The organism is Clostridium chauvoei, assembly GCF_002327185.1.
GTDB lineage: Bacteria > Bacillota > Clostridia > Clostridiales > Clostridiaceae > Clostridium > Clostridium chauvoei.
In genome coordinates, this window is record NZ_CP018624.1 from 1066917 (window position 1) to 1089785 (window position 22869).

General features: G+C 27.7%; 24 protein-coding genes. 23 read left to right on the forward strand and 1 reads right to left on the reverse strand.

The genetic code is table 11. The features are described 5' to 3' along the window. Window positions 1-7 precede the first annotated feature (7 nt). The 16 genes from BTM21_RS05015 to BTM21_RS05090 all read left to right on the forward strand — a co-directional run bounded on the left by BTM21_RS05015 (window position 8) and on the right by BTM21_RS05090 (window position 15498). The gene (locus BTM21_RS05015) at window positions 8-856 is read left to right on the forward strand and encodes a bifunctional methylenetetrahydrofolate dehydrogenase/methenyltetrahydrofolate cyclohydrolase (RefSeq protein WP_021875803.1); all 849 of its coding nucleotides are present in this window, start codon (window positions 8-10) and stop codon (window positions 854-856) included. Next, a complete protein-coding gene (xseA, locus tag BTM21_RS05020; protein ID WP_079481393.1) occupies window positions 846-2042 on the forward strand; it encodes an exodeoxyribonuclease VII large subunit in 1197 nt (398 codons plus the stop codon). The genes BTM21_RS05015 and xseA overlap by 11 nt, the downstream gene beginning before the upstream one ends. A gap of 13 nt (window positions 2043-2055) precedes the next feature. Beyond that, on the forward strand, window positions 2056-2277 hold the full coding sequence (gene xseB, locus BTM21_RS05025; protein WP_021875801.1) for an exodeoxyribonuclease VII small subunit: 222 nt from the start codon (window positions 2056-2058) through the stop codon (window positions 2275-2277). Continuing rightward, window positions 2267-3136, forward strand: a complete 870-nt coding sequence (locus BTM21_RS05030; RefSeq protein ID WP_079481842.1) for a polyprenyl synthetase family protein — start codon at window positions 2267-2269, stop codon at window positions 3134-3136. Before xseB ends, BTM21_RS05030 begins: the two co-directional genes overlap by 11 nt. 21 nt (window positions 3137-3157) lie before the next feature. Then, window positions 3158-5011, forward strand: coding sequence for a 1-deoxy-D-xylulose-5-phosphate synthase (gene dxs / locus BTM21_RS05035; RefSeq protein ID WP_021875799.1), 1854 nt, complete (start codon window positions 3158-3160; stop codon window positions 5009-5011). A gap of 16 nt (window positions 5012-5027) precedes the next feature. Next, entirely contained in the window at window positions 5028-5837 is an 810-nt protein-coding gene (locus tag BTM21_RS05040) for a TlyA family RNA methyltransferase (RefSeq protein WP_021875798.1), read from the forward strand. 118 nt (window positions 5838-5955) lie between these two features. Further along, a complete protein-coding gene (locus BTM21_RS05045) occupies window positions 5956-6807 on the forward strand; it encodes an NAD(+)/NADH kinase (RefSeq protein ID WP_021875797.1) in 852 nt (283 codons plus the stop codon). Window position 6808: 1 nt separating this feature from the next. Further along, the gene (locus tag BTM21_RS05050; RefSeq protein WP_021875796.1) at window positions 6809-7258 is read left to right on the forward strand and encodes an arginine repressor; all 450 of its coding nucleotides are present in this window, start codon (window positions 6809-6811) and stop codon (window positions 7256-7258) included. A gap of 21 nt (window positions 7259-7279) precedes the next feature. Continuing rightward, window positions 7280-8980 carry a DNA repair protein RecN gene (gene recN, locus BTM21_RS05055; protein WP_021875795.1) on the forward strand — a complete coding sequence of 567 codons (1701 nt, stop codon included), beginning with the start codon at window positions 7280-7282 and terminating at the stop codon, window positions 8978-8980. A gap of 175 nt (window positions 8981-9155) precedes the next feature. Then, window positions 9156-10346, forward strand: a complete 1191-nt coding sequence (gene spoIVB, locus BTM21_RS05060) for a SpoIVB peptidase (RefSeq protein WP_079481392.1) — start codon at window positions 9156-9158, stop codon at window positions 10344-10346. Between the two features lie 391 nt (window positions 10347-10737). Beyond that, window positions 10738-11544 carry a sporulation transcription factor Spo0A gene (spo0A, locus tag BTM21_RS05065; RefSeq protein ID WP_021875793.1) on the forward strand — a complete coding sequence of 269 codons (807 nt, stop codon included), beginning with the start codon at window positions 10738-10740 and terminating at the stop codon, window positions 11542-11544. A 148-nt stretch (window positions 11545-11692) separates the two neighbouring features. Beyond that, on the forward strand, window positions 11693-12694 hold the full coding sequence (locus BTM21_RS05070) for a tyrosine-type recombinase/integrase (protein ID WP_079481391.1): 1002 nt from the start codon (window positions 11693-11695) through the stop codon (window positions 12692-12694). Between the two features lie 66 nt (window positions 12695-12760). Continuing rightward, entirely contained in the window at window positions 12761-13948 is a 1188-nt protein-coding gene (locus BTM21_RS05075; RefSeq protein ID WP_079481390.1) for a hypothetical protein, read from the forward strand. 349 nt (window positions 13949-14297) lie between these two features. Beyond that, window positions 14298-14492: a hypothetical protein gene (locus BTM21_RS05080; protein WP_021875790.1), complete on the forward strand. Its 195-nt coding sequence runs from the start codon at window positions 14298-14300 to the stop codon at window positions 14490-14492. Between the two features lie 113 nt (window positions 14493-14605). Then, complete coding sequence (locus BTM21_RS05085; protein ID WP_079481389.1) at window positions 14606-15346, forward strand: helix-turn-helix domain-containing protein; 741 nt, start codon at window positions 14606-14608, stop codon at window positions 15344-15346. Between the two features lie 11 nt (window positions 15347-15357). Then, on the forward strand, window positions 15358-15498 hold the full coding sequence (locus tag BTM21_RS05090) for a DUF1848 family protein (protein ID WP_021875788.1): 141 nt from the start codon (window positions 15358-15360) through the stop codon (window positions 15496-15498). 91 nt (window positions 15499-15589) lie between these two features. Here the strand turns inward: BTM21_RS05090 and BTM21_RS05095 are convergent, their stop codons facing one another. Then, the gene (locus tag BTM21_RS05095; RefSeq protein ID WP_021875787.1) at window positions 15590-16858 is read right to left on the reverse strand and encodes an IS3 family transposase; all 1269 of its coding nucleotides are present in this window, start codon (window positions 16856-16858) and stop codon (window positions 15590-15592) included. Window positions 16859-17096: 238 nt separating this feature from the next. Between BTM21_RS05095 and BTM21_RS05100 the strand changes: the two genes are divergently transcribed. From BTM21_RS05100 to BTM21_RS05130, 7 genes are all read left to right on the forward strand, one after another. Then, on the forward strand, window positions 17097-17471 hold the full coding sequence (locus BTM21_RS05100; RefSeq protein ID WP_021875786.1) for a gliding motility protein GldB-related protein: 375 nt from the start codon (window positions 17097-17099) through the stop codon (window positions 17469-17471). Window positions 17472-17549: 78 nt separating this feature from the next. Then, the gene (locus tag BTM21_RS05105) at window positions 17550-17987 is read left to right on the forward strand and encodes a hypothetical protein (RefSeq protein ID WP_021875785.1); all 438 of its coding nucleotides are present in this window, start codon (window positions 17550-17552) and stop codon (window positions 17985-17987) included. Between the two features lie 12 nt (window positions 17988-17999). Then, the gene (locus BTM21_RS05110) at window positions 18000-18518 is read left to right on the forward strand and encodes an NUDIX domain-containing protein (protein WP_021875784.1); all 519 of its coding nucleotides are present in this window, start codon (window positions 18000-18002) and stop codon (window positions 18516-18518) included. 145 nt (window positions 18519-18663) lie between these two features. After that, window positions 18664-19299 carry a stage II sporulation protein M gene (gene spoIIM, locus BTM21_RS05115; protein ID WP_021875783.1) on the forward strand — a complete coding sequence of 212 codons (636 nt, stop codon included), beginning with the start codon at window positions 18664-18666 and terminating at the stop codon, window positions 19297-19299. Window positions 19300-19369: 70 nt separating this feature from the next. After that, complete coding sequence (locus BTM21_RS05120) at window positions 19370-20248, forward strand: tyrosine-type recombinase/integrase (protein WP_021875782.1); 879 nt, start codon at window positions 19370-19372, stop codon at window positions 20246-20248. A gap of 47 nt (window positions 20249-20295) precedes the next feature. After that, complete coding sequence (locus BTM21_RS05125) at window positions 20296-21462, forward strand: phosphopentomutase (protein WP_021875781.1); 1167 nt, start codon at window positions 20296-20298, stop codon at window positions 21460-21462. Window positions 21463-21523: 61 nt separating this feature from the next. Further along, entirely contained in the window at window positions 21524-22828 is a 1305-nt protein-coding gene (locus BTM21_RS05130; RefSeq protein ID WP_021875780.1) for a pyrimidine-nucleoside phosphorylase, read from the forward strand. The last annotated feature ends 41 nt before the right edge of the window (window positions 22829-22869 follow it).

A 22869-nucleotide genomic window follows, 5' to 3' on the forward strand; every position in this document is an offset into this window, starting at 1 on the left:
TTGTTTTATGGGACAAATGATAAATGGTAAAGAAATTGCTTTAAAAATAAAAGGTGATATAAAAAAATACATAAAAAATAGAGAAGACAAGGGGCTTAAAGCTCCAAAGATAGCATCTATACTTGTAGGTAATGATGGTGGATCAATTTACTATATGAATAATCAAGAAAAGGTTGCTACATCATTAAATTGTGGATTTGAAAAAATAATATTAGAAGATACTATTAAAGAAGAAGACCTTATTAATGTTATAGAAAACTTAAATAATGATGAAAGTTTTCAAGGAATAATGTTACAACTTCCATTACCTAAAAATTTAGATGAGAAAAAAATAATTTCTCATATATCTCCTAGAAAAGATATAGATTGCTTAACATATGAAAGTCAAGGAAAGTTATATATGGGTGAAAAAGGCTTTTTACCATGCACACCTAATTCAGTAATAACTTTATTAGAAAGTTTAAATATAAAATTGCAAGGAAAAGAAGTCGTAGTATTAGGTAGAAGTAATATAGTAGGAAAGCCAGTTGCACAATTATTACTAAATAAGAACGCAACTGTTACAATTTGTCATTCAAAAACAAATAATTTAAAAGAAGTGTGTAAAAGAGCAGATATACTTATAGTTGCTATAGGAAAGCCTAAGTTTATAACTAAAGAATATATAAAAGATGGAGCAATTATAATTGATGTTGGAACATCATCTTTTGAAGGTAAAATAACAGGAGACGTTAACTTTGAAGATGTAGTAGAAAAAGCATCATTTATAACACCAGTTCCAGGTGGAGTAGGAGCGTTAACTACAACACTATTAATTAAAAATGCATGTGAGGCTATGGAAAACAATGAAGATTAAAACATTGTCAGTTTCAGAAGTGAATAATTATATAAAAAAGACATTAGATAATGATTTTATTTTAAATAATCTCTCTGTAAAGGGAGAGATTTCTAATTTAAAATATCATACAAGTGGACATATATATTTTTCATTAAAGGATTCTAATGGTAAATTAAATTGTATAATGTTTAGAAATAGAGCTATGGAATTAGATTTTGACTTAGAAGAAGGAATGGAGGTTACTGTTAAATGCAGATGTTCAATTTATCCAGGTAACGGATCATTACAACTGTATATAGATGAAATTTCTAAAGATGGATTAGGAGCATTATATATAAAATTTGAAAAATTAAAAGCAAAACTATTAAAAGAAGGATATTTTGATGAAGAATATAAGAAACCTGTGCCTTCTATGCCTTTAAGAATAGGAGTTATAACTTCTGAAACTGGTGCTGTTATTAAGGATATAATAAATGTAACTAGAAGAAGAAATAAAATGGTTGATATAGTTTTATATCCAGCTAATGTTCAAGGAAATGATGCTTATAAAAGCATAATAAAAGGTTTAAAGTTTTTTAACAATAAAAGAAATGTAGATGTTATAATAGTAGGAAGAGGTGGAGGTTCTTTAGAGGAACTTTGGAATTTTAATGAAGAGGAATTAGCCATCGAAATATTTAAATCTAACATTCCAGTAGTTTCAGCTGTAGGTCATGAGGTTGATTACACCATATCTGATTTTGTAAGTGATTTAAGAGCGGCAACACCATCACAAGCAGCAGAGATAGTTGTTCCAATAGAAAGTGAAATAAAACAAGAATTAATAGATATAAAATATAGATTAAATGAATTAATAGAAAATAAATTTATACAAGAAAAGTATAAAGTAGAAAACTTAAAGAAAATATTAAACCTAAATACGCCTATGTCTAAGGTAGCAAATGCCTATATGGAGATAGATAGTATAAAAAATAGATTAAATATTAGTATGTTAAATAAGATTAATAACGAAAAACTTAAGCTAGAATCATTAAATGATATTTTAAATGCTCATAACCCAGTAAATATATTGCAAAAAGGTTATACAATTGTAGAGAAAGATGGAAAGATAATTTCATCCAAAAATGAGCTAATAGGAAATGATGAAATAAAAATCTTATTTAAAGATGGATTCTTAAATGGAACATTTACATCTATAAAGTAAGGAGTTGTTTAGCATGGCTAAAAAAGAAACTTATAATGATATGTTAGAAAAGCTTCAGGAAGTTTTGAAAAATTTAGAAGAAAAAGAACTTAATTTAGAGGAATCTATGAAAGAATATGAAGCAGGTGTTAAGCTTGTAAATAAGTTATATAAAACATTGAATTCTTTAGAAGGAAAGTTAATGGTAATAAAAGATAATACAGAGGTGGAAACAACAATTGGAAATGATAATTAATGAGTGTAGGAAAGATATAAATGAATATTTAAGCAATTATTTTAAAGATAAGGGTAGCTATAATAAAGTAATATACAAATCAGTAAGTTATAGTCTAAATGTTGGTGGAAAAAGAATAAGACCAATACTATTATTACTTACTTATGGATTATATAATGAAAATTACAAAGATGTAATGGAAATGGCTGCAGCTTTAGAAATGATTCATACATACTCATTAATACATGATGACTTACCATGTATGGATAATGATGATTTAAGAAGAGGTATGCCAACTAATCATAAAAAGTTTGGAGAGGATATAGCTGTATTGGCGGGAGATACTCTTTTAAACGAAGCAATGATTTTAATGATGAACTATTCTTTAAAACATGGAGAAAGAGCTTTAATAGCATCAAAAGAAATAGCAGAAGCAGCTGGACCTGAAGGAATGATAGGTGGTCAGGTAGTTGATATAATTAACGAAGGAAAAGAAATATCAAAACAAGAATTAGAATATATGCATTTAAAGAAAACAGGCGAATTAATAAGAGTTTCTTTAGTTGCAGGAGCAATTTTAGCAGAAGCACCAAAGAAAGATATAGAGCTTTTAAATGAATTTGGAAAGAAGCTTGGGCTAGCTTTTCAAATAAAAGATGATATATTAGATTTAGTTGGAGATGTAAAGAAATTAGGTAAAAATACAAAAAGTGATGAAAATAATCAAAAGACTAATTTTCTTTCAATATATGGACTAGAATATTGTAAAGAAAAGTGTATCTCTTTAACTAAAGAGTGTATCCACTTATTAGATAGTCTTTCTGTAAATGCAAATATAATAAAAGAATTAACCCTGGAATTATTAAATAGGGAAAATTAAATTGAAAGAAAGGGTTTCAATATGGGAAGATTATTAGAAATGATAAAATCTCCAGAAGATGTAAAAAAATTATCAATAGTAGAGTTAGAAGTTTTAGCTGGAGAATTAAGAGAATTTTTAATTGATAGTGTTTCAAAAACTGGTGGACATTTAGCTTCAAATCTTGGGGTGGTAGAATTAACAATCAGTTTGTTTAAAAATTTAAATTTAGATAAAGATAAAATTGTTTGGGATGTTGGACATCAAAGTTATGTACATAAAATTCTTACAGGAAGAAGAGATGGTTTTAAAACTTTAAGACAATTTAATGGAATGAGCGGATTCCCTAAAAAATGTGAAAGTAAGTATGATTCATTCCAAACAGGACATAGCAGCACTTCAATTTCAGCAGCATTAGGAATGGCAAGAGCTAGAGATGTTATGGGAAAAGATAATCATGTAGTGGCTGTTATAGGTGATGGAGCATTAACAGGAGGAATGGCATTAGAAGCTTTAAATGATGTTGGCTTTAACAAAACCAAAATGATTGTTATATTAAATGATAATCAAATGTCAATTTCTCATAATGTAGGAGGCTTATCTCTTCACTTAAATAACTTAAGAATGGAACCTAGATATAATAAATTAAAGTCAGATATAAATGAAACTTTAAATACGTCTAATACAGGTAAAAAGTTAGCACATTATATATCAAGATTTAAAGATAGTGTTAAACAATTTATAGTTCCATCTATGTTATTTGAAGATATGGGATTAAAATATATAGGTCCTATAGATGGGCATAATATTAAATTAATGAATGAAGTTATAAAAAAAGCTAAAGAAATAGAAGAACCTGTAATTATTCATGTTATGACTAATAAGGGAAAAGGTTATGATTTAGCAGAACAAAATCCAAACAAATTTCATGGAGTATCACCTTTTGATTTAGAAAGTGGAGAATCATATATTCACAAATCTAAGAATTACTCTAAAGTGTTTGGAGATGCCATGATTAATTTAGCTAAAAAAGATAATAGAATAGTAGCAATAACAGCAGCTATGCCAGATGGAACTGGTCTTAAAGATTTTGCAAAAGAATTTCCAAATAGATTTTTTGATGTTGGAATTGCAGAAGAACATGCAACTACACTAGCAGCAGGTATGGCAACAGAAGGAATAAGACCAGTATTTGCAGTCTATTCAACCTTCTTACAAAGAGCTTTTGACCAAGTGATTCATGATGTTTGTATTCAAGAATTACCAGTAGTGTTTGCAATAGATAGAGCTGGGATAGTAGGAGAAGATGGTGAAACTCACCAAGGAATATTCGATTTATCTTATTTAAGTCAAATTCCTAATATGAATATATTAGCACCAAAACATTTAGATGAAATGGAGATAATGCTTCAGTGGGCAGTTAATAGTAATAAGCCAGTTGCAATTAGATACCCAAGAGGTGGAGATATTGATACTTCTTTAGAGCCGATAAAAGAAGTTAAATATGGTAAATGGGAGAAAATATCTAATGGAGAAAAAATTGCTATAATATCAGTAGGGAAGATGACACAGCATGCAATAAAAGCAAAAGAAATATTACTTAAGTCAGGAATAAATCCATTAATAATTGGAGCAACCTTTATAAAGCCATTAGATACAGAAATGTTGAAGGAGCTTGTTATAAAAGGATATAATATAGTAACAATAGAAGATAATATTATTAAAGGTGGATTTGGTAGCTATGTATTATCAGCTATATATGAGTTAGGTTTTAATAAGAAATTTAAAGCTATAGGATATGAAGATAAATTTATTCCTCATGGAGAAGTAGGATTATTATATAAAGAAGAAAAATTAGATGCAGAAGGAATAGCAGAAACTATTTTAAAACTTTAAGATAAAGGAGAATAAAATGGCAGCAAAAAAAGAACGATTAGATATACTTCTAGTTGATAAAGGAATATTTACATCAAGAGAAAGAGCAAAAACTAATATAATGGCTGGAAAGATATTTGTAGATGGCCAAAGAGTTGATAAAGCAGGAGAAAAGGTTAGCGTAGATGCAGATATAATTTTTAAAGGTCAAGAAATTCCTTATGTTAGTAGAGGTGGCTTAAAGTTAGAAAAAGCTATGAAAGAATTTAATATAGGATTGCAAGACAAAGTATGCATGGATATAGGTGCTTCTACAGGTGGATTTACTGATTGTATGCTTCAAAATGGCGCTAAAAAGGTATTTTCAGTAGATGTTGGGTATGGTCAATTTGCATGGAAGCTTAGAACTGATGATAGAGTAGTGTGTATGGAAAGAACCAACATAAGATATGTTACTCCAGAAGACATAGGAGAAAAGTTAGATTTTGCATCTATTGATGTTTCATTTATTTCTTTAAGAAAGATAATGCCTGCAACATTAAATTTACTAAAAGATAACGGTGAAGTTGTTGCTTTAATAAAGCCACAATTTGAAGCTGGTAGAGAAAAAGTAGGTAAAAAAGGTGTAGTTAGAGATATAAATGTTCATAAAGAAGTTGTAACAACTATCGTAGAATTTTTAATTAAAGAAAATATTAATATTCTTGGTGTTAGTTATTCACCTATAAAAGGTCCAGAAGGAAATATAGAGTATTTAGTTTATTTTACTAAGGATCAAGATAAAGAATCTAAATTTACAATGGAAGATATAGACATAGTTGTTGGAGCATCTCATGAAGCGCTTTAATAGCTTATTGAATACTATACAATAAGATATATAAAAAAGAGGCTCCAGAACATAAGGTTTTGGAGTTTTAAGCTATATATAATCATTGTTAAGTATGCGTTTAATAAGGGGATGGAGTATGAAAAATATTGCGATTGCTATAAATCCTTCTAAGGATAATAATGGTGAAATTGTTAAAAAAGTTAGAAATGAAATTCTGAAAGAATTTAAAAATGCTAGCATATGCATATTAAATAGTTATGAGATATTAAACTATAAATTTGACACTCCTATAGATTTTATGGTAGTACTAGGTGGAGATGGAACGATTCTTGGAGTTGCTAGACAGATAAATGGTAAAATGGATATACCACTTTTAGGAATAAACATTGGGAATTTAGGGTTTATTTCAAGTGTTGAAATATCAGATATTAGTAAAGCTATGAAAAAACTTAAAGAAGGAAATTATAAAATAGAAAATAGAATAATGCTTGAATGTGAATTTTCATTGCAGGAAACAAAAGATAAATGTAAGGCTTTAAATGATGTAGTAGTAGCTAGAGGAACTTTATCAAGAATGGTGAAATTTCAAGTTTTTATAGATGGTAAACGTTACTATACCTTTAAGGGGGATGGTCTTATTGTAGGGACTCCAACTGGATCAACAGCATATTCATTTTCTGCAGGAGGACCTTTTGTTTACCCAGATGTTGATATAATTACTTTAACTCCAATTTGTCCACATACTAAAGGAATGCAGACTATTGTATTAAATAGTGATAGTGAGATAGAAATACAAGCTGAAAATGGAGAAGAAGAAATATACATTACTTTTGATGGACAAAAAGCAGTAAGATCCAATCATGAAGCACTTATAAAAGTAAAAAAATCAAAAGAATATGCGAAAATAATATTATTTGATGATTATGATTATTTTAAGGTACTTAGGACGAAAATAATAAATAATTCAAAAGAATGTGAAGGTGATTAGCATGAAGTCAAAAAGACATAATAAAATATTGGAAATAATAAATGAAAAAGATATAGAAACTCAAGAAGAATTAGCTGAAGAGTTAAAGATGGCAGGATTTGATGTTACACAAGCAACAGTTTCTAGAGATATAAAAATTTTAAAATTAATAAAAATGCAAGGTGTATCAGGAAAATATAAATATATAACCTCATCAAAAGAACCAAAAGATATAAATGACAAGCTTGCAAGTATTCTTTCAAATGCAGCTGTATCAGTAGAAAATGTAGATAAATTTGTAGTAGTAAAAACATTAACAGGATCTGCAAATGCAGTTGCAGAAGCTATAGATACATTATTTGATACAGATGTAGCAGGAACTATAGCAGGAGATAATACTATATTTATTTTAGTTAGAAATATAGAAAAGGCAGAAGAATTAGTAACAAGAGTAAGAAAAATGATTATATAATATGTTAAAAGGTGGAGTAGAATGTTATTACAATTAAATATAAAAAACTTTGCTCTAATTCAAGAGATTTCTGTAGAGTTTGGAGAAGGTTTTAACATACTATCAGGTGAAACAGGAGCCGGTAAATCAATTTTAATAGATACGATAGATTATGTTTTAGGTGGGAAATTTTCTAAAGATTTAATTAGATATGGAGAAAGCAAAACCTTTGTAGAAGCTATATTTTCTATAGAAAATGAAGAATTATTTGAAATACTAAGGGAATTAGAAATTGAAATAGATGAACTTTTAATAATTTCAAGAGAAACAACTATTTCAGGAAAAAGTATAATTAAAGTAAATGGAAAGTCTGTAGTTCTTGCACATTTAAAGAAAATTAGAGAAAAATTATTAGATATTCATGGTCAACATCAAAATCAGAATTTATTAAATAGATCCAGCCATATAGCTTATTTAGATAGCTTTTGTGGATTAGAGATAGAAAAATTATTAGATAAATATACTGTTTTAAGGGAAGAATATGTTTCAATTAATGAAAAAATAGAAAGTTTAAAAGGCAATGAGGATAGAGAAAAGCTTATTGACTATATAAAATTTCAAATAGAAGATATAGAGAAGGGAAATTTAAAGATAGGTGAAGAAGAGAATTTAAAAGAAGAATTTAATCTTTTATCAAATGCAGAAAAAATATCGTTATCTTTAAGTAAATCCTATGAAATTTTAGATGCCCAAACACAAGGACTTTCAGTAATAGATGGACTTTCTAAAGTGGTAAATGAATTATTAACAGTTGAAAAACATTTTGATAAATTAAGAGAAAAAAGAGAACAAATAGAAGGTGCATCATATATTTTAGAAGAAGCTTCAAGAGATATTAGAGATATTATGGGAGAAATCTATTATGATGAAGCTGAACTAGAAAAGATTAATGGTAGAATTTACGAAATAAGCTTATATAAGAAAAAGTATGGAGATTCTATAGAAAAAGTATTAGATTATTTAAAGAAACTTAAAAATCAAGAAGAGGAACTTAATAATTCAGAAGAGATCATCTTAAAATTAAAAGAAAAATCTCAAAAAGTTTTATCTGAAATGCAAATACTAGGGGAAAAAATGCATGATTTAAGGGTAGATAAAGCCTTAATATTAGAAAAAGAAATTAAAGAAGAATTATCTTATGTCGGATTAGAAAAGTCTAGAATTAAAATTGAAGTAGAATTAAAAGAAGATTTTAATTTAAAAGGATATGATGAAGTAACATTTTTAATTTCAACAAATCCAGGAGAGCCACTTAAATCATTAGAGAAGGTATTATCTGGTGGTGAATTATCAAGAATAATGCTAGCTTTAAAATGTGTTTTTGTAGATAAGGATAAAATTCCAACATTAATTTTTGATGAAATAGATACTGGGATAAGTGGAGCTGTTGCTAAAAGAGTTGGAGAAAAAATGTATCAAGTTTCTACTAAACATCAAGTTTTATGTATTACTCATTTACCTCAAATTTCAGCATTATCAGACTGTCATTATTTTGTTTCTAAAAAAGTTGAAAATGGCAAAACTTTCACTGAAATAAAGACTTTAAACAAAGAAAATAAAATAAAAGAAATAGCCAAAATGACATCAGGAGATGAATTAAGTGAAGTTACATTAAAAAATGCTTCAGAAATGGTTAACTTTGCTGAAATAAAGAAAAAAGAAATAAAAAATACACACAAATAAATACATAACAATATAATAAATTGTAAACACTAAAATCATGGTATTTTACCATGATTTTATTTTTTATCTTAAAAATCAAATACTTTAAAATATTTAACTCTTATTACAAAGTTACTACAGCATATAAAAACTGTATAAGGGAAAATTAAAAACAGAAGCAAAGGAGGAGATAAAAATGACAGGGAAAAAAATAAAATATTTAAGCATTATAATTGCTCCAATCTTGATTCTGGGTTTAGTTACTTTCTTTAGTGTTGAAAAAATGCCAGAAAAAATATATGTAAATGATGAAATAAGCGTGGATAATATTTCAATACCAAAGACAAGTGCCCTAAGTACACTAAAATATAATCAGGAGGACTTAAAAGTCAAATTTTTAGGTTTAGTAGATTTGAAAACCATACCAGTATTTAAGGTAAATGACTTGCAAGTATATCCTGGTGGAACCAGTGTAGGAGTAAGATTGTCTACAAAAGGAGTTTTAGTAGTAGGACATTCAGAGGTGGAAACTACAGAAGGAAAAGTAGAAAGTCCTGGGAAAAATGCAGGAATAGAATTAGGTGATATTTTAACAAAAGTAAATGGAGAAGAAATTCAAAGCTCTAAAGACCTAGCAAAAAAAGTAAAAGAAATTTCAGAGCCAGTTATAACCTTAGAATTTATAAGAGGAGAAGAAGTTCAATCAAAAGAAGTAAACCTACTAAAAGAAGGCGAAGAATTTAAATTAGGACTATGGGTAAGAGATTCAACAGCAGGCATAGGAACACTAACATTTTATGATAAAGAAAGCTCTATATTTGGAGCATTAGGTCATCCTATAACAGATGGAGATACAAATAAACCTTTTACAATTAAAAAAGGAGAATTGTTACCAGCTTCTGTTATAAGCGTAAGAAGAGGTGAAAAGGGTGCTCCAGGAGAACTAAAGGGATTATTTACAAGCACAAAAGAAAATATAGGTAGTATAGAAAAAAATACTCAATCAGGTATTTTTGGAACTACAAAGGAACCGCTTGTTAATAATTTATATAATAAACCTTTAAAAGTAGGGTTTAGAAATGAGATAAAAGAAGGTCCTGCAAAAATAATAACTACTTTAGATGAGAATGGACCAAGAGAATATGATATAGAAATTGTAAAATTATTATCTCAAGATGAACCAGGCCCTAAAAGTATGGTTATCAAGGTTACAGATAAAGAGTTATTAGAAAAAACAGGTGGTATAGTACAAGGAATGAGCGGAAGTCCAATAATACAAAATAATAAACTTGTAGGAGCTGTAACACATGTTTTAATAAATAAACCAGATGTAGGATATGGTATATATATTGAATGGATGTTACAAGATGCGGGAATACTAAAGTAAAATGTTGATAAAGGAGCATCGATATTTATCGGTGTTCTATTTTTACATTCATAAATATTATTTAATTTAAATGATAATTAATTGAAATAAAATAAAAACAAATTACATATAAATATTATAAACCCTAAAAAATACAATAAACCTCACTTTATGAATAAGTTTCATAATATTTCCTTCAAGAAATTGTAAAAAACCTATCAATTAATAAATAGTTATGATATAATATTGTTAAATTATTCTTTTTAATGGCTATTTAGAATAATTATTAAAAGTAACTAAAGTTTTACTCGAATTAATGAAAAAAATTTAAAAGATAGAAGGAAAAATTCAACTTTAGTAGAATAATATATTATATAAGAATGGAATAAAATGGGAATAAGGGGAGAAGAACATGAATGGAACAAAAATATCAGTTTTAATTGCTGATGATAACAAAGAATTCTGTAGTATCTTAAATGATTATCTATTAAATCAAAGAGATATTGTAGTAACAGGCGTAGCTAAAGATGGAAGGGAAGCTTTAGCATTAATAGAGGAAAAGAAACCAGATTTAGTGGTTTTAGATATAATAATGCCTCACTTAGATGGACTTGGAGTATTAGAAAAGCTAAATACTATGAATTTAGAAAAAATGCCAAGAATAATAGTATTATCAGCAGTAGGTCAAGATAAGATCACTCAAAGAGCTATTACTTTAGGAGCAGATTATTACGTAGTAAAACCATTTGATATGGATGTATTTACTAAAAGAATTAGAGAAATGTTCAACGGTGCTCCTACAGAATCCATTAGAAAAACAACTACAGTTGTAGAAACAGAAGTAGCTACTCAAGCTAAAGGACCTATTGATTTAGAAACAGAAATAACTAATATAATTCACGAAATTGGTGTTCCAGCACATATTAAAGGGTATATGTATTTAAGAGAAGCTATTACTATGGTTGTAAATGACATGGAATTATTATCAGCTGTTACTAAGGAGTTATATCCTTCAATAGCTAAAAAATATAATACAACAGCTTCAAGAGTAGAAAGAGCAATAAGACATGCTATAGAAGTTGCTTGGGGCAGAGGTCAAGTTGATGCAATAAATAAACTATTTGGATATACAATCCATAATGAAAAGGGTAAGCCTACAAATTCAGAGTTTATTGCAATTATAGCTGATAAATTAAGATTAAAAAATAAAGTATCTTAAAGCTAGTAATAGAGCCAAAGTTTGAAAATCTCATACCAACTAACATCAATAATGGGGGTATGAAAATGGAGTTTTCAAACCAATAAATATACAACATATATCACTTCTAATTCATAGGTTGGCAATTTATGATTAGGAGTGATTTTTTGTGCCAAAAATTATTAAAACAAAAACTATTAATAGTATAATTGTAGAATACTTAGAGTATTGCAACTATAAAAATTTAAGATTAAAAACTATAAAATCATATCATCAAACTTTGATGCTTTTTGCAAAATATTTGGAAGAAGAACTAGGAATAATAGATATAAAAAAGGTTAATAAAAAAGTGGTAGAAGACTATTTGGCATTCATAAAAGATATGGGTAAATATAGTTTTGCATCTAGTGAAGCTGGAATAGAAAAAGCAAATTTAGATAAAAGACATGATGTAGGTAAAGAAATATCAGATGTTACTATCAATGGATATTTAAGAAATATTAAAGCATTCTTTACATATGCAGAAGAAAATAATTTAGTTAAGAAAACTAATATTCATTCAATAAAATCATTGAAAGTAAATAGGAGACCAAAGGAACAGTTAACTGATGAAGAGTATAAAAAACTAATTAAAGTATTAGATTTATCAAAGTTTCATGAATTTAGAGATTTTACAATTATTAATTTAATTTTTGACACTGGAATGAGATTAGGAGAAACTTTAGAATTAAGGTTTGAAAATATAGATTTATTTAGATGTACCATATTTCTTGATGGAAATATAACAAAAGGTAGTAAAGATAGAGTGGTTTTCTTTAGTTATGAAATGCAAAAGTTATTACAAAGGTGGATTAAGTTTAAAGATGTAATACAAGAAAGTGATTTATTATTTCCTACACAAAGAACGAATAGAAAGATTGAACAAGGAAACTTTGAAAGAAATTTTAGAGGTTATTTATATAGAGCAAAAATAGATAAAAATATAACTCCACATGGATTAAGAAATAACTTTAGTAGAAGATTTTTACTTAATGGTGGTTCTATTTTTGTTTTATCAAAAATATTAGGTCATAGCAGTGTATCAGTGACCGAAAAGGCATATTTGGATTTACAAGATGAGGATTTAAGAAAAAAATACATGAGATATGCTCCATTAGAAACAATGAGATAAGTATATTGTCTAATTAATAGAAAATTTGTTATAATATCATTAGGGAATTTTTGAGAGGATGATAAGATGAGAGAAATAGAAATACATGAGAAATTGAGGCATTTAACAATGCTTCAAATTGAATCACTAATGAATAAATATTATAACGGAGTAAAAGCAAGTGACATTATCAAAGAATATAATATAGATACTACTAGTTCTAAATTATATACTCTTTTTCCACCTATAATATGTGAAGATATTATATGTCCAGTATGTAATGAACCAATGTATAAAGAAAGAGATTCTAAGTCAAGTTATAGTTGGAATAAAAAGAAGCCTTTTTGTGCAATTTGTGGACATACAGATGAAATAATTTGTAAGTGTAATTATTGTATTGCCGAGAGAGAAAAAGTTAAAAAATTGAATGAAGAAAGAAAAGTGAGAATATTACAAGAAAAAAGAGAAAAAATAAAAAAAGTATATGACTTAAATATAGTACCTGTAAATTATTCAGAGCTTAATTTTAGAGAAAAGGTTTTTTTAGGAGCGTTATTAAGAACTTCATTAAGTGAGGATATGGAGGTTATATTACCTCTAAATGATGCAGAAAGAGAATTGGCTCCAACTATTGGATATATTAAGGAAATCTTAAGTTATTTAATAGGCAGAGGTGTAGTAAGTGTGGATTCAAACTCGAGCATAGATGCTTTTCTTGATTCAAATGAGGAAAAAGATATTGAATTTCCCAATGTATACTATATAACTATGGTTAAATATCGTATCAATATAGTAGGTGATGAAGATATAAAAAATATATTATCTAAAATAATTAATCCTAAAAGTTTTTCCGATGCAGATAAAGAAGATGCATTAAATATATGGAAAGAGATAGCATTAGAAGAATGTATTGAATATTTTGAATATCAAATGAAAAGTGTAAGATTTGATTTTAATATGGGAGAAAAAACAATTGCGATATTTAAAGATTTATTAGAAAATTTTTCTGTATCTCAGATATATGGAATTATTTACAAAAGTGTAGCAAATGCAACAAAGTATTATCAAGAAAATTCAGTTAGTAAGAAACAAGCAGCGAATTCGGTTATAGGTGGTTGTCAAAGATATGCAGAAAGAGCTATGATAAACAATTGGGAGTTGGCAAAGTATAGTAGAATTAAAGAATTATCACAATCTATGATAAGTGAATTTTTCTTTGATAGAGTCATAGGAGTAGGTAGTTTAGGGTTTAATATGCCTCCATCTGAATTATAAATTATGAAATAAAAAATAATATTTATAGATATTTAATAATAATCTAATAGATAATTGATACAAAAAAGCTTCAATCCTTGATATAAAAAGGTTTGGAGCTTTTATTATTACAAAACATATTGCAAATATAGAAGTAGATTAAAAGTATCACAGTGAGCTAAGGAAAAGTATCAAAAAGAATCATTATCTATACTTACTATATCTATACTTAACTTATTAATATATAGAATTAGACTAATTGGAAAATGAATTTCCTATTGGCTTTATTTTGAAAACTATTATAGTCTATGCAAATAACACTAAGTGATGTATAATAATATTAAGATGATTTACTAGGAGGTACTTGAAAATGGCAATTAAAAATAGAAAGAGATTGAGTACATCTTTAAGTTATGAACACTTTGAGTTTTTAACAGAAGTATGTGATAAGAATAAGCAAAAGCAAAGTATAATAATTGAAATGGGATTAGAACTATTAAAAAGAGAACTAGAAAATAAAAATCTATATGAGATAATGGAATCATTAGAAACTGATAAGAATTAAAAAATCTTGTCAGTTTTTATTTTTTTACTTTACAGTAACGTTACTATATATTATTATGTGTATATAAGGTTAGTAACGTATAATAACATCACTAAGAAAGGAGAGAACAACAAATGCAATTCTTAAAATTATCTTATGAATTAATCACTGATAAAAATATCACATCTAATGAATTTCGTATCTATACATACTTAATGAGCCTATACAATGAGAAGCAAGGTTGTTCATTCCCTTCTATAGAAGTAATTGCAGAAAGAACTACTGTATCAATAGCAACTGTGAAAAGAAGTGTTAAAAAGCTAGTTGAGCTTGGTTATATGGTAGTGGAAAAACAAAAAGCAAAGATTGGAAATTATAACAAGTACACTAACTTTAAACATTTAGTTTCAGATAAAAAGTTAGTTACAAAAGAATCTAAAGGTGAAGGTAAAAAGGAATCACCAATAGATTCAAATGGTGAAGCTCCAATAGAAGGGCAAATTCATATTTCTGAAGTAATAGATGATGTTGAAAAAGTTGAAATAAAGACACCAGCAGAAAGAAAAGAGTATGACCAACTTAATAGTGATTCAGTTAGAATTGCAAGAAAATATACTAACGTTGATGGTAATGGTTATTCAATATTAATATTATCTTGTTTAGATTCTCAAATAGTAAGAGAAGCTGGATATAGATTTAAAAACCAACTGGAGTTAGGAAAGCTTAAATTAAATTGTGTGTCCAACTTTCTAAGAGTTGTTGTGGACAAGTATTTTGAAAAAGGAATAGATTTTCCAACTAAAGCATTTAATATGCTTAAAAAATATAACTATGTTACTTGTCAGCCATCTGATGCAAAACTAGCTATGAATTGAAAATTATTCAAATGACATTAGAACATATTAAAGATATTTCTAAAAAATTTTCAGACATAGCTAGTAAATATAGTATGGAAATAGAAACATGTTCTGAGGGATATGATTTATTAGAATTTGGGATTAAAAAAGGAAAGTGTATTGATGATTAAAGTGGTACCTATGTCAAGGACATTTTAAAAAAGAGAGTTAAGAAGCTAAAAGCTGATTTCTGTATTTTACAGGAGTCAGCTTTTTTAAGTTCTACTGACAACGCTCATTGTTATAATAATCAATATAATCATCTATCATTAATTGTAATTCTTCTAAACTCGAGCAAGATTTATAGTTAATTTCATCTTTCATATGTCCAAAAAATGATTCCTGTGGTGCATTATCCCAGCAATTTCCGCGTCTGGACATAGATTGTCCAAGTTTTTTAGATTTCAAAAGTTTTTGGAATATTGGACTTGTATAATGGCTACCTTGATCTGAATGAATAAAAGCTTCTTTAGCGAGTTTTATATTAGGATTTGACATTAACTTATGTATTGTATTTGTAGCAATATCTAAAGTTATTCTATTTGATAAATTATAAGCTAATATTTCATTTGTTGATGCATCTTTTATGGTTGACAAATAGGCGATATTAGAATTTGAATATGGCAAATATGTAATATCAGTAAGTAATACTTTACCTGGTATACCTTGTTTGAAATTTCTATTAAGTAAGTTTGGAACTACAATATGCTCCTTTGTAGCTTTTGCTATACGTTTATATGGATTAGGTTTTCTAATTGGACAAACTATATTAAATTTTCTCATTATTCTTTGTATACGCTTCCTACTATAGTTGATACCGAACTTTTCTTTAAGTGTCATTTTAATAGACCTTGATCCCTTTTTGTAACCTCTGTAATTGAAAGCTTTCAGAACATTATTTTTAATTACTTTATCTTGTTTTTCACGCCTTTTACGATTATTTTTAGATTTCAAATAATTATAATAACCGGAACGTGAAACTCCAGCTACATTACATAGCTGTTTAATTACATTATTTAAATGTAGTTTATTAACTATAGATTTTATTAGCATAAATGCTTGTGCTGCTACTAATTTACCTTTTTTCACCTGCCTTTCGTGCAGCTCTAATTTTTTTAGTAATGCTACCTCGGCCATTAAATACTCAATTTCAGCATTTTGTTTCGCTATTATTTCATCTTTGGTGATTTTACGCTGACGCGGACGACCACTATTATTTCTTCTAGTGTCATCTAAGCCTAGCACACCATTCTCTTTATATGCCTTCCTCCATCTAGTGCCTGCGCAGTCTATACGTCGTACTCCAAGAACATCAACATCAAATCCAGCTTCCTCAAAAATAACCTTTGAAGTTTTACCTTTACTGTATTCAGCTATAAAATGTATCTTAAATTCATTAGTATATGTTATTGCTTTATCACTTACCTTAAGAACATATTTATTTTTTGATAATTTATCTATTTCATTTTTTGAGAATATTATTTTACTCACAACTAATTCACCTCATAAATTTATTGTACAAAAAAAGAACCTATATGAATAGACTCTCTTTTATAAGTGTCTATCTTATAGGTTCCATTTTAGAAATACTATAATTTTATAATAATAAGTTTTTAAATGCTTATGTAGAGGCAAAGGGTTTTGAAGATGGTTTCAAAGAGTTTTCTTTAAGTATATATAATTCCATAGGTAAGTATCCTAATATTTTAGATGAACTCAATAAAGTAGTATGTGGCATTTAATTGAAGAAGGAAGAGCTTCTTATATAACTAATCAATTAGATACAAGAGATGATTTAGGATTACTTATGACTGAAGATGACTTAGAATGGTGTAAGAAAAATGAAAAGTACCTTTTTAATAAAATATTTAATGTTCTTTTGGAAAATGATGAGAATAAATATTCTGATTTTATATGTCCAAGAAAAAATGTAGGAGGTATTTCAAGAACAGGATATTTTATAGGATATAGATTGATTGAAAAGTATATAAATACGTTAGATAAATTAAGTGAAAAAGAAAAAATAAAAAAGTTACTTTTTACAACGGAAACTGAGGTTTATTTTGATGTTTTAAGAAAAATGTGTTTAGAGAATATATCTTAAAATCCCCTTTTAAATAAATGTAACATATAGATAATAGTTACGTAGTAGTGTAAAATTATAAAGGACGGGGGGAGTTTTATGCATTATAATGTTAACGCTAAGTACACAGAACTTGATAATGGAATAGTTAGTTTTTTACAGGCAGTTGTTCCAAGTATTGTAATTCTAGTAAGTATAAATTTAATTTCTATATTTATATTTGAGAAACAACTTTTTTATTGGGCATTTATATTGTTTTTTTCATTAGGATATGGACAAAATAGATCTGTTGGGAATAAAAAAGTTATAGCTACAATACCTTTTAAAATTGATCAAAATACTATGATGAAAATCTTAAAGAGACATAAAGTAAAGTTTGAAGTTAATTCTGAAGAAGTGATAAAAGTTAAGTTGAATTGTATAGCTGCTATGATGAAAATGGAGTTAATAATAAGACTTTTAGATAATAAGGTTGAAATTGAAGGTATAAAGTATATGGTAGAAAATATTATAAGAAAAATAGAAGATATAAGCTAAGGAGGCTTATTTATGGATTTAAATGAAAAAACTTTAAAAGAGAGAGTAATACATAAGGGTAATTTTATGACCTTTATTAATGTAGATGTAGAATTACCAAATGGAAATGTTGGAAATAGGGATATTTTAAAACATCCTGGAGCTTGTGCTATAATTCCATTTTTAGATGATGAAAAAGTTATATTAGTAAAACAGTTTAGAAAACCATTAGAAAAAGTTTTATTAGAAATTCCAGCAGGTAAGCTTGATTTAAATGAGGAACCTAAAGATTGTGCTATAAGAGAGTTAGAAGAAGAAACAGGATATAAAGCTAAAGAAATAATTTATTTAGGTAGTATTGCAACAGCTCCTGGTTTTTGTGATGAGATAATCCATTTATATAAAGCTACTGGATTAATTAAGGGTGAAAAAAATTGTGATGAAGATGAATTTACAGAGTTAGTTGTTATGTCTTTAGAAGAAGTTAAAGAAAAAGTTAAATCAGGAGAGATTATAGATACTAAGACAGTAAGTGTTTTAGCTTATTTATAGATAAAAAGGTATGTAATTTAGATTTTTAAATTACGTACCTTTTTTGTTTAAAAGAAAAAATAGATGTTACATATATTCAATTATGAATAATACGTATTTTATAATCATATGATGTTTTATAGCGACTATAGAGGAGGGTTATAAAATGAGTATAGTAAGTAAATTAAATTCAAATTTAAAAGAAAATAAGGTTCTATATATTTTAGTACTAGTATTTTTCTTTGTTGGTATTATTTTAGGATCTTATGTAGTAAGGTATATGAACGGAGGAGATGCACAAGATTTGTCTAACTACTTTACTGACTTTATTAAAAGTTTAGGAGAAAAACCAATAGATAGAGGAGCATTGTTTTTTGATATATTAAAAAGTAACATTTTTATGATAGCTCTAATAATAGCTTTAGGTTTTACTGTATTTGGAACACCTTTTATATTAATTATAGATTTAATAAAAGGATTTACGTTAGGTTATACATTTAGTTTTTTATTAACAACTTTTAGTGGAAAAGGAATATGGGTAGCACTTGCATCAACTTTGCCGCAGAATATTTTATATATACCATTTTTTATAGGGATAAGTATAATTTCATTAGAAATTTCTTCAAGAAAATTAAAGGAACACTTCTTTAATGGAAATAAGACTAATAGAATAATAACAAACCAATTATTAATGAAACTTAGCATTTTTATTGGCCTCTTTGTGGTCGGGGTTATTGTTGAAACATATATTTGCCCGAGTTTAATTAAAATAATAATCACAAAAGTTTATAAAATAGTATAAACAAATGAAAATAAAAAAAGGGAATTATAAATTTTTGTCGAATAAATATAAAATAGGATAGGGGAGAGTTATGAAAGAGATAGTAAATGATTATAGGGAATCTTTATTAAAAAGTCATAAGAGCGAAAATACAGTATATGCCTATGTAACAGATGTAAATTTGTATGTCAAATATTTAAATAGTAAAAATATGGACATAAATGAAACTGATAATGTTTCAGTTTTAGGGTATATTCAGTACTTATTAGGACAAGGAAAGTCAGAAAGATCAATTAATAGAATAGTTATAAGCTTAAGAAGTTTTTATAATTATTTAAAAGATCAGAAGGTAGTTCAAGAGATTCCTAAGATTTATTACAAAAGTACAGCTACAGCAAAGAAATTACCAGAGATTCTTACTGTAGAAGAAGTAGACAGAATTATCAAGATAGTTGATAAGGATTGTAATAAAGGAATTAGAGATAATGCATTACTTGAGTTAATGTATGCTACTGGAATGAAAGTTTCTGAAATAATTGGTTTAAAAGTATGGGATGTTAACTTAGATTTATCATTTGTTAAATGCCATGATAATAAAAATTACGAAAGATTAATTCCAATTGGAAGAAGTGCATTAGAAGCTTTAAAGGAATATTTTAAAGTAAGAGATCAGATTGCTTCAGCTGGTGTGGACAATCTTTTCGTAAATTTAAATGGAAATCAACTAACAAGACAAGGAGTATGGAGGATAGTTAAGGAATATTCTCATAAGGCGGGAATAAAAAAAGAAGTAAACTTAAATACTTTTAGACATTCTTTTGCTGTACACTTACTTCAAAATGGGGCAAATGTTAGGGCAGTTCAAAAGCTGTTAGGAAATCAGGTTCTTACTTATATGGATACTTACTATGAAATAATAAATAATGATAAAATAAACTTAGTTTATAAAAACTCCCATCCTAGAGCATAATAACAATATAATTTAGGGGCTTTATAAAACGAAAGGAGTTTAATTTAATGAAAAGAGCAATTTTAGTAGTTATGGATAGTTTAGGTGTTGGTGCATTACCAGATGCAGACCTTTACGGAGACGCAGGAAGTCATACTTTAGATCATGTTTATAAAGCTTGTGGGGGATTAGATATACCTAATTTAGAAAGCTTAGGTTTTGGTAACATAGAAGGTGTTACAGAATTAAAAAAAGTAGCTAAAACAACAGGCGCTTATGGAAGATTAATGGAAAGATCAAAAGGAAAAGATACAGTTACAGGTCATTGGGAAATAGGTGGAGTTATCTTAGAAAAACCATTAAATACTTATCCAGATGGATTCTCAGATGAAATAATAAATGAATTCTTAGCAAAAGTAAATAAGAAGGCTGTTTTAGGTAACTGTGTTGCATCAGGTACAGCAATAATAGAAGAGTTAGGGGATGAACATGTTAAAACTGGAAACCCTATAATATATACTTCAGCTGATTCAGTTTTCCAAATCGCAGCTCATGAAGACGTTATTCCACTAGAAGAACTTTACAAGATGTGTCAAATAGCAAGAGAAATGCTTGTTGGAGAACATGCTGTAGGTAGAGTAATAGCAAGACCATTTATTGGTAAATCAGGAGAGTATAAGAGAACTTCTAACAGAAGAGATTATGCATTAGATCCATTCTCAAAGACTATGTTAGAATATTTAAAAGAAGATGGAAAAGAAGTAGCAGCAGTAGGTAAGATTGAAGATATCTACAATCAAAAGGGTGTTACATCAGCTATTCACACAAAAAATAATATGGATGGTGTAGACGTAACTCTTAAATATATGGATACAGTAAAAGAAGGATTAATATTTACTAACTTAGTAGATTTTGATATGTTATATGGACATAGAAATAATCCAGAAGGTTATGGTAAAGCAATCGAAGATTTAGATGGAAGATTAAAGGAAATCTATGCAAAGATGACAGATGAAGATATCTTAATCTTAACTGCAGACCATGGATGTGATCCAACAACTGAAAGTACAGATCATTCAAGAGAATATATTCCAGTTTTAATACATGGAAAGAATATAAAACCAGTTAATTTAGGAACAAGAACAGGCTTTACTGATATTGGTAAGACTATATTAGATTATTTTAATATAGAAAACGATATAGATGGAAAGAGTTTCTTAAAAGAAATACTATAATTTAAATTTAAATTGAAAAAATAGAATGACTTATTATGGGATAAATTAGGAGGCAAATAAAATGAGAATGTACGACGTTATTTTAAAGAAAAGAATAGGTGAAGAATTAAGTAAAGAAGAAATCGAATTCTTTGTAAATGGATATACAAAGGGAGAAATTCCTGACTATCAAGCATCAGCATTATTAATGGCTATTTTCTTTAATAAAATGAATAAAAGAGAAACAGCAGATTTAACAATGGCAATGGTTAGATCAGGAGATGAAATAGATTTAAGCTCAATTAAAGGAGTTAAAGTTGATAAGCATTCAACAGGTGGTGTTGGAGACAAAACAAGTATATGTTTAACTCCATTAGTTGCATCTTTAGGAGCTCCAGTTTCAAAAATGTCTGGTAGAGGACTTGGTCATACTGGTGGAACTATAGATAAATTAGAATCATTCCCAGGATTTACAGTAGAATTAACAGAAGAACAATTTATAAAGAATTCAAATGATATTGGAATAGCTATAATGGGTCAAACTGGAAATATAACACCAGCTGATAAGAAGATATATGCTTTAAGAGATGTTACTGCAACAGTTGATAACCGTTCATTAATAGCTGCAAGTATCATGAGTAAGAAAATAGCTTCAGGCTCAAATGCTATAGTATTAGATGTTAAAGTTGGAGAGGGAGCATTTATGAAAACTCCAGAAGATGCTAAAGCACTTGCACAAGCTATGGTTGATATTGGAACACATTGTGGAAGACAAACAATAGGTGTAATCTCAGATATGGATCAACCTCTAGGATATGCAATAGGTAATGCTTTAGAAGTAAAAGAAGCTATAGAATTATTAAAAGGAAATGGTCCTAAAGACTTATTAGAATTAGTATTAACATTAGGAAGCAACATGTTAGTATGTGGTAAGATAGCTAAAGATTTTGAAGAAGGTAAAAAACTTCTTATGCAAAACATTGAAAACGGTAAAGGTTTAGCTAAATTAAAAGAATTTGTTGCTGCACAAGGTGGAGATGCATCATATGTTGATGATGTAGAAAAACTTCCAAAGGCTAAACATGTAGTAGAAGTTAAGTGTGAAGAAGATGGATTTGTATCAAAGATACATGCTGAAGAATTCGGTTTAATAGCTATGGAACTTGGTGCTGGTAGAGCAACTAAGGAAAGTGAAATAGACTTAGCAGTTGGTATAGTATTAAATAAGAAGAGAGGGGATAAAGTTAGTAAGGGTGATGTATTAGCTTATATCCACAGCAATGATGAAAATAACATAGCTAAAACTTCTAAGAAGATTAAAGAAAACTTTGTTATTACAGAAAAATTTGAAAACAACATTCCATTAATCTATGATATAGTAAAATAGTTTTTAGAAATTAAAAAATATGATAAAAAGAAATTTATTTC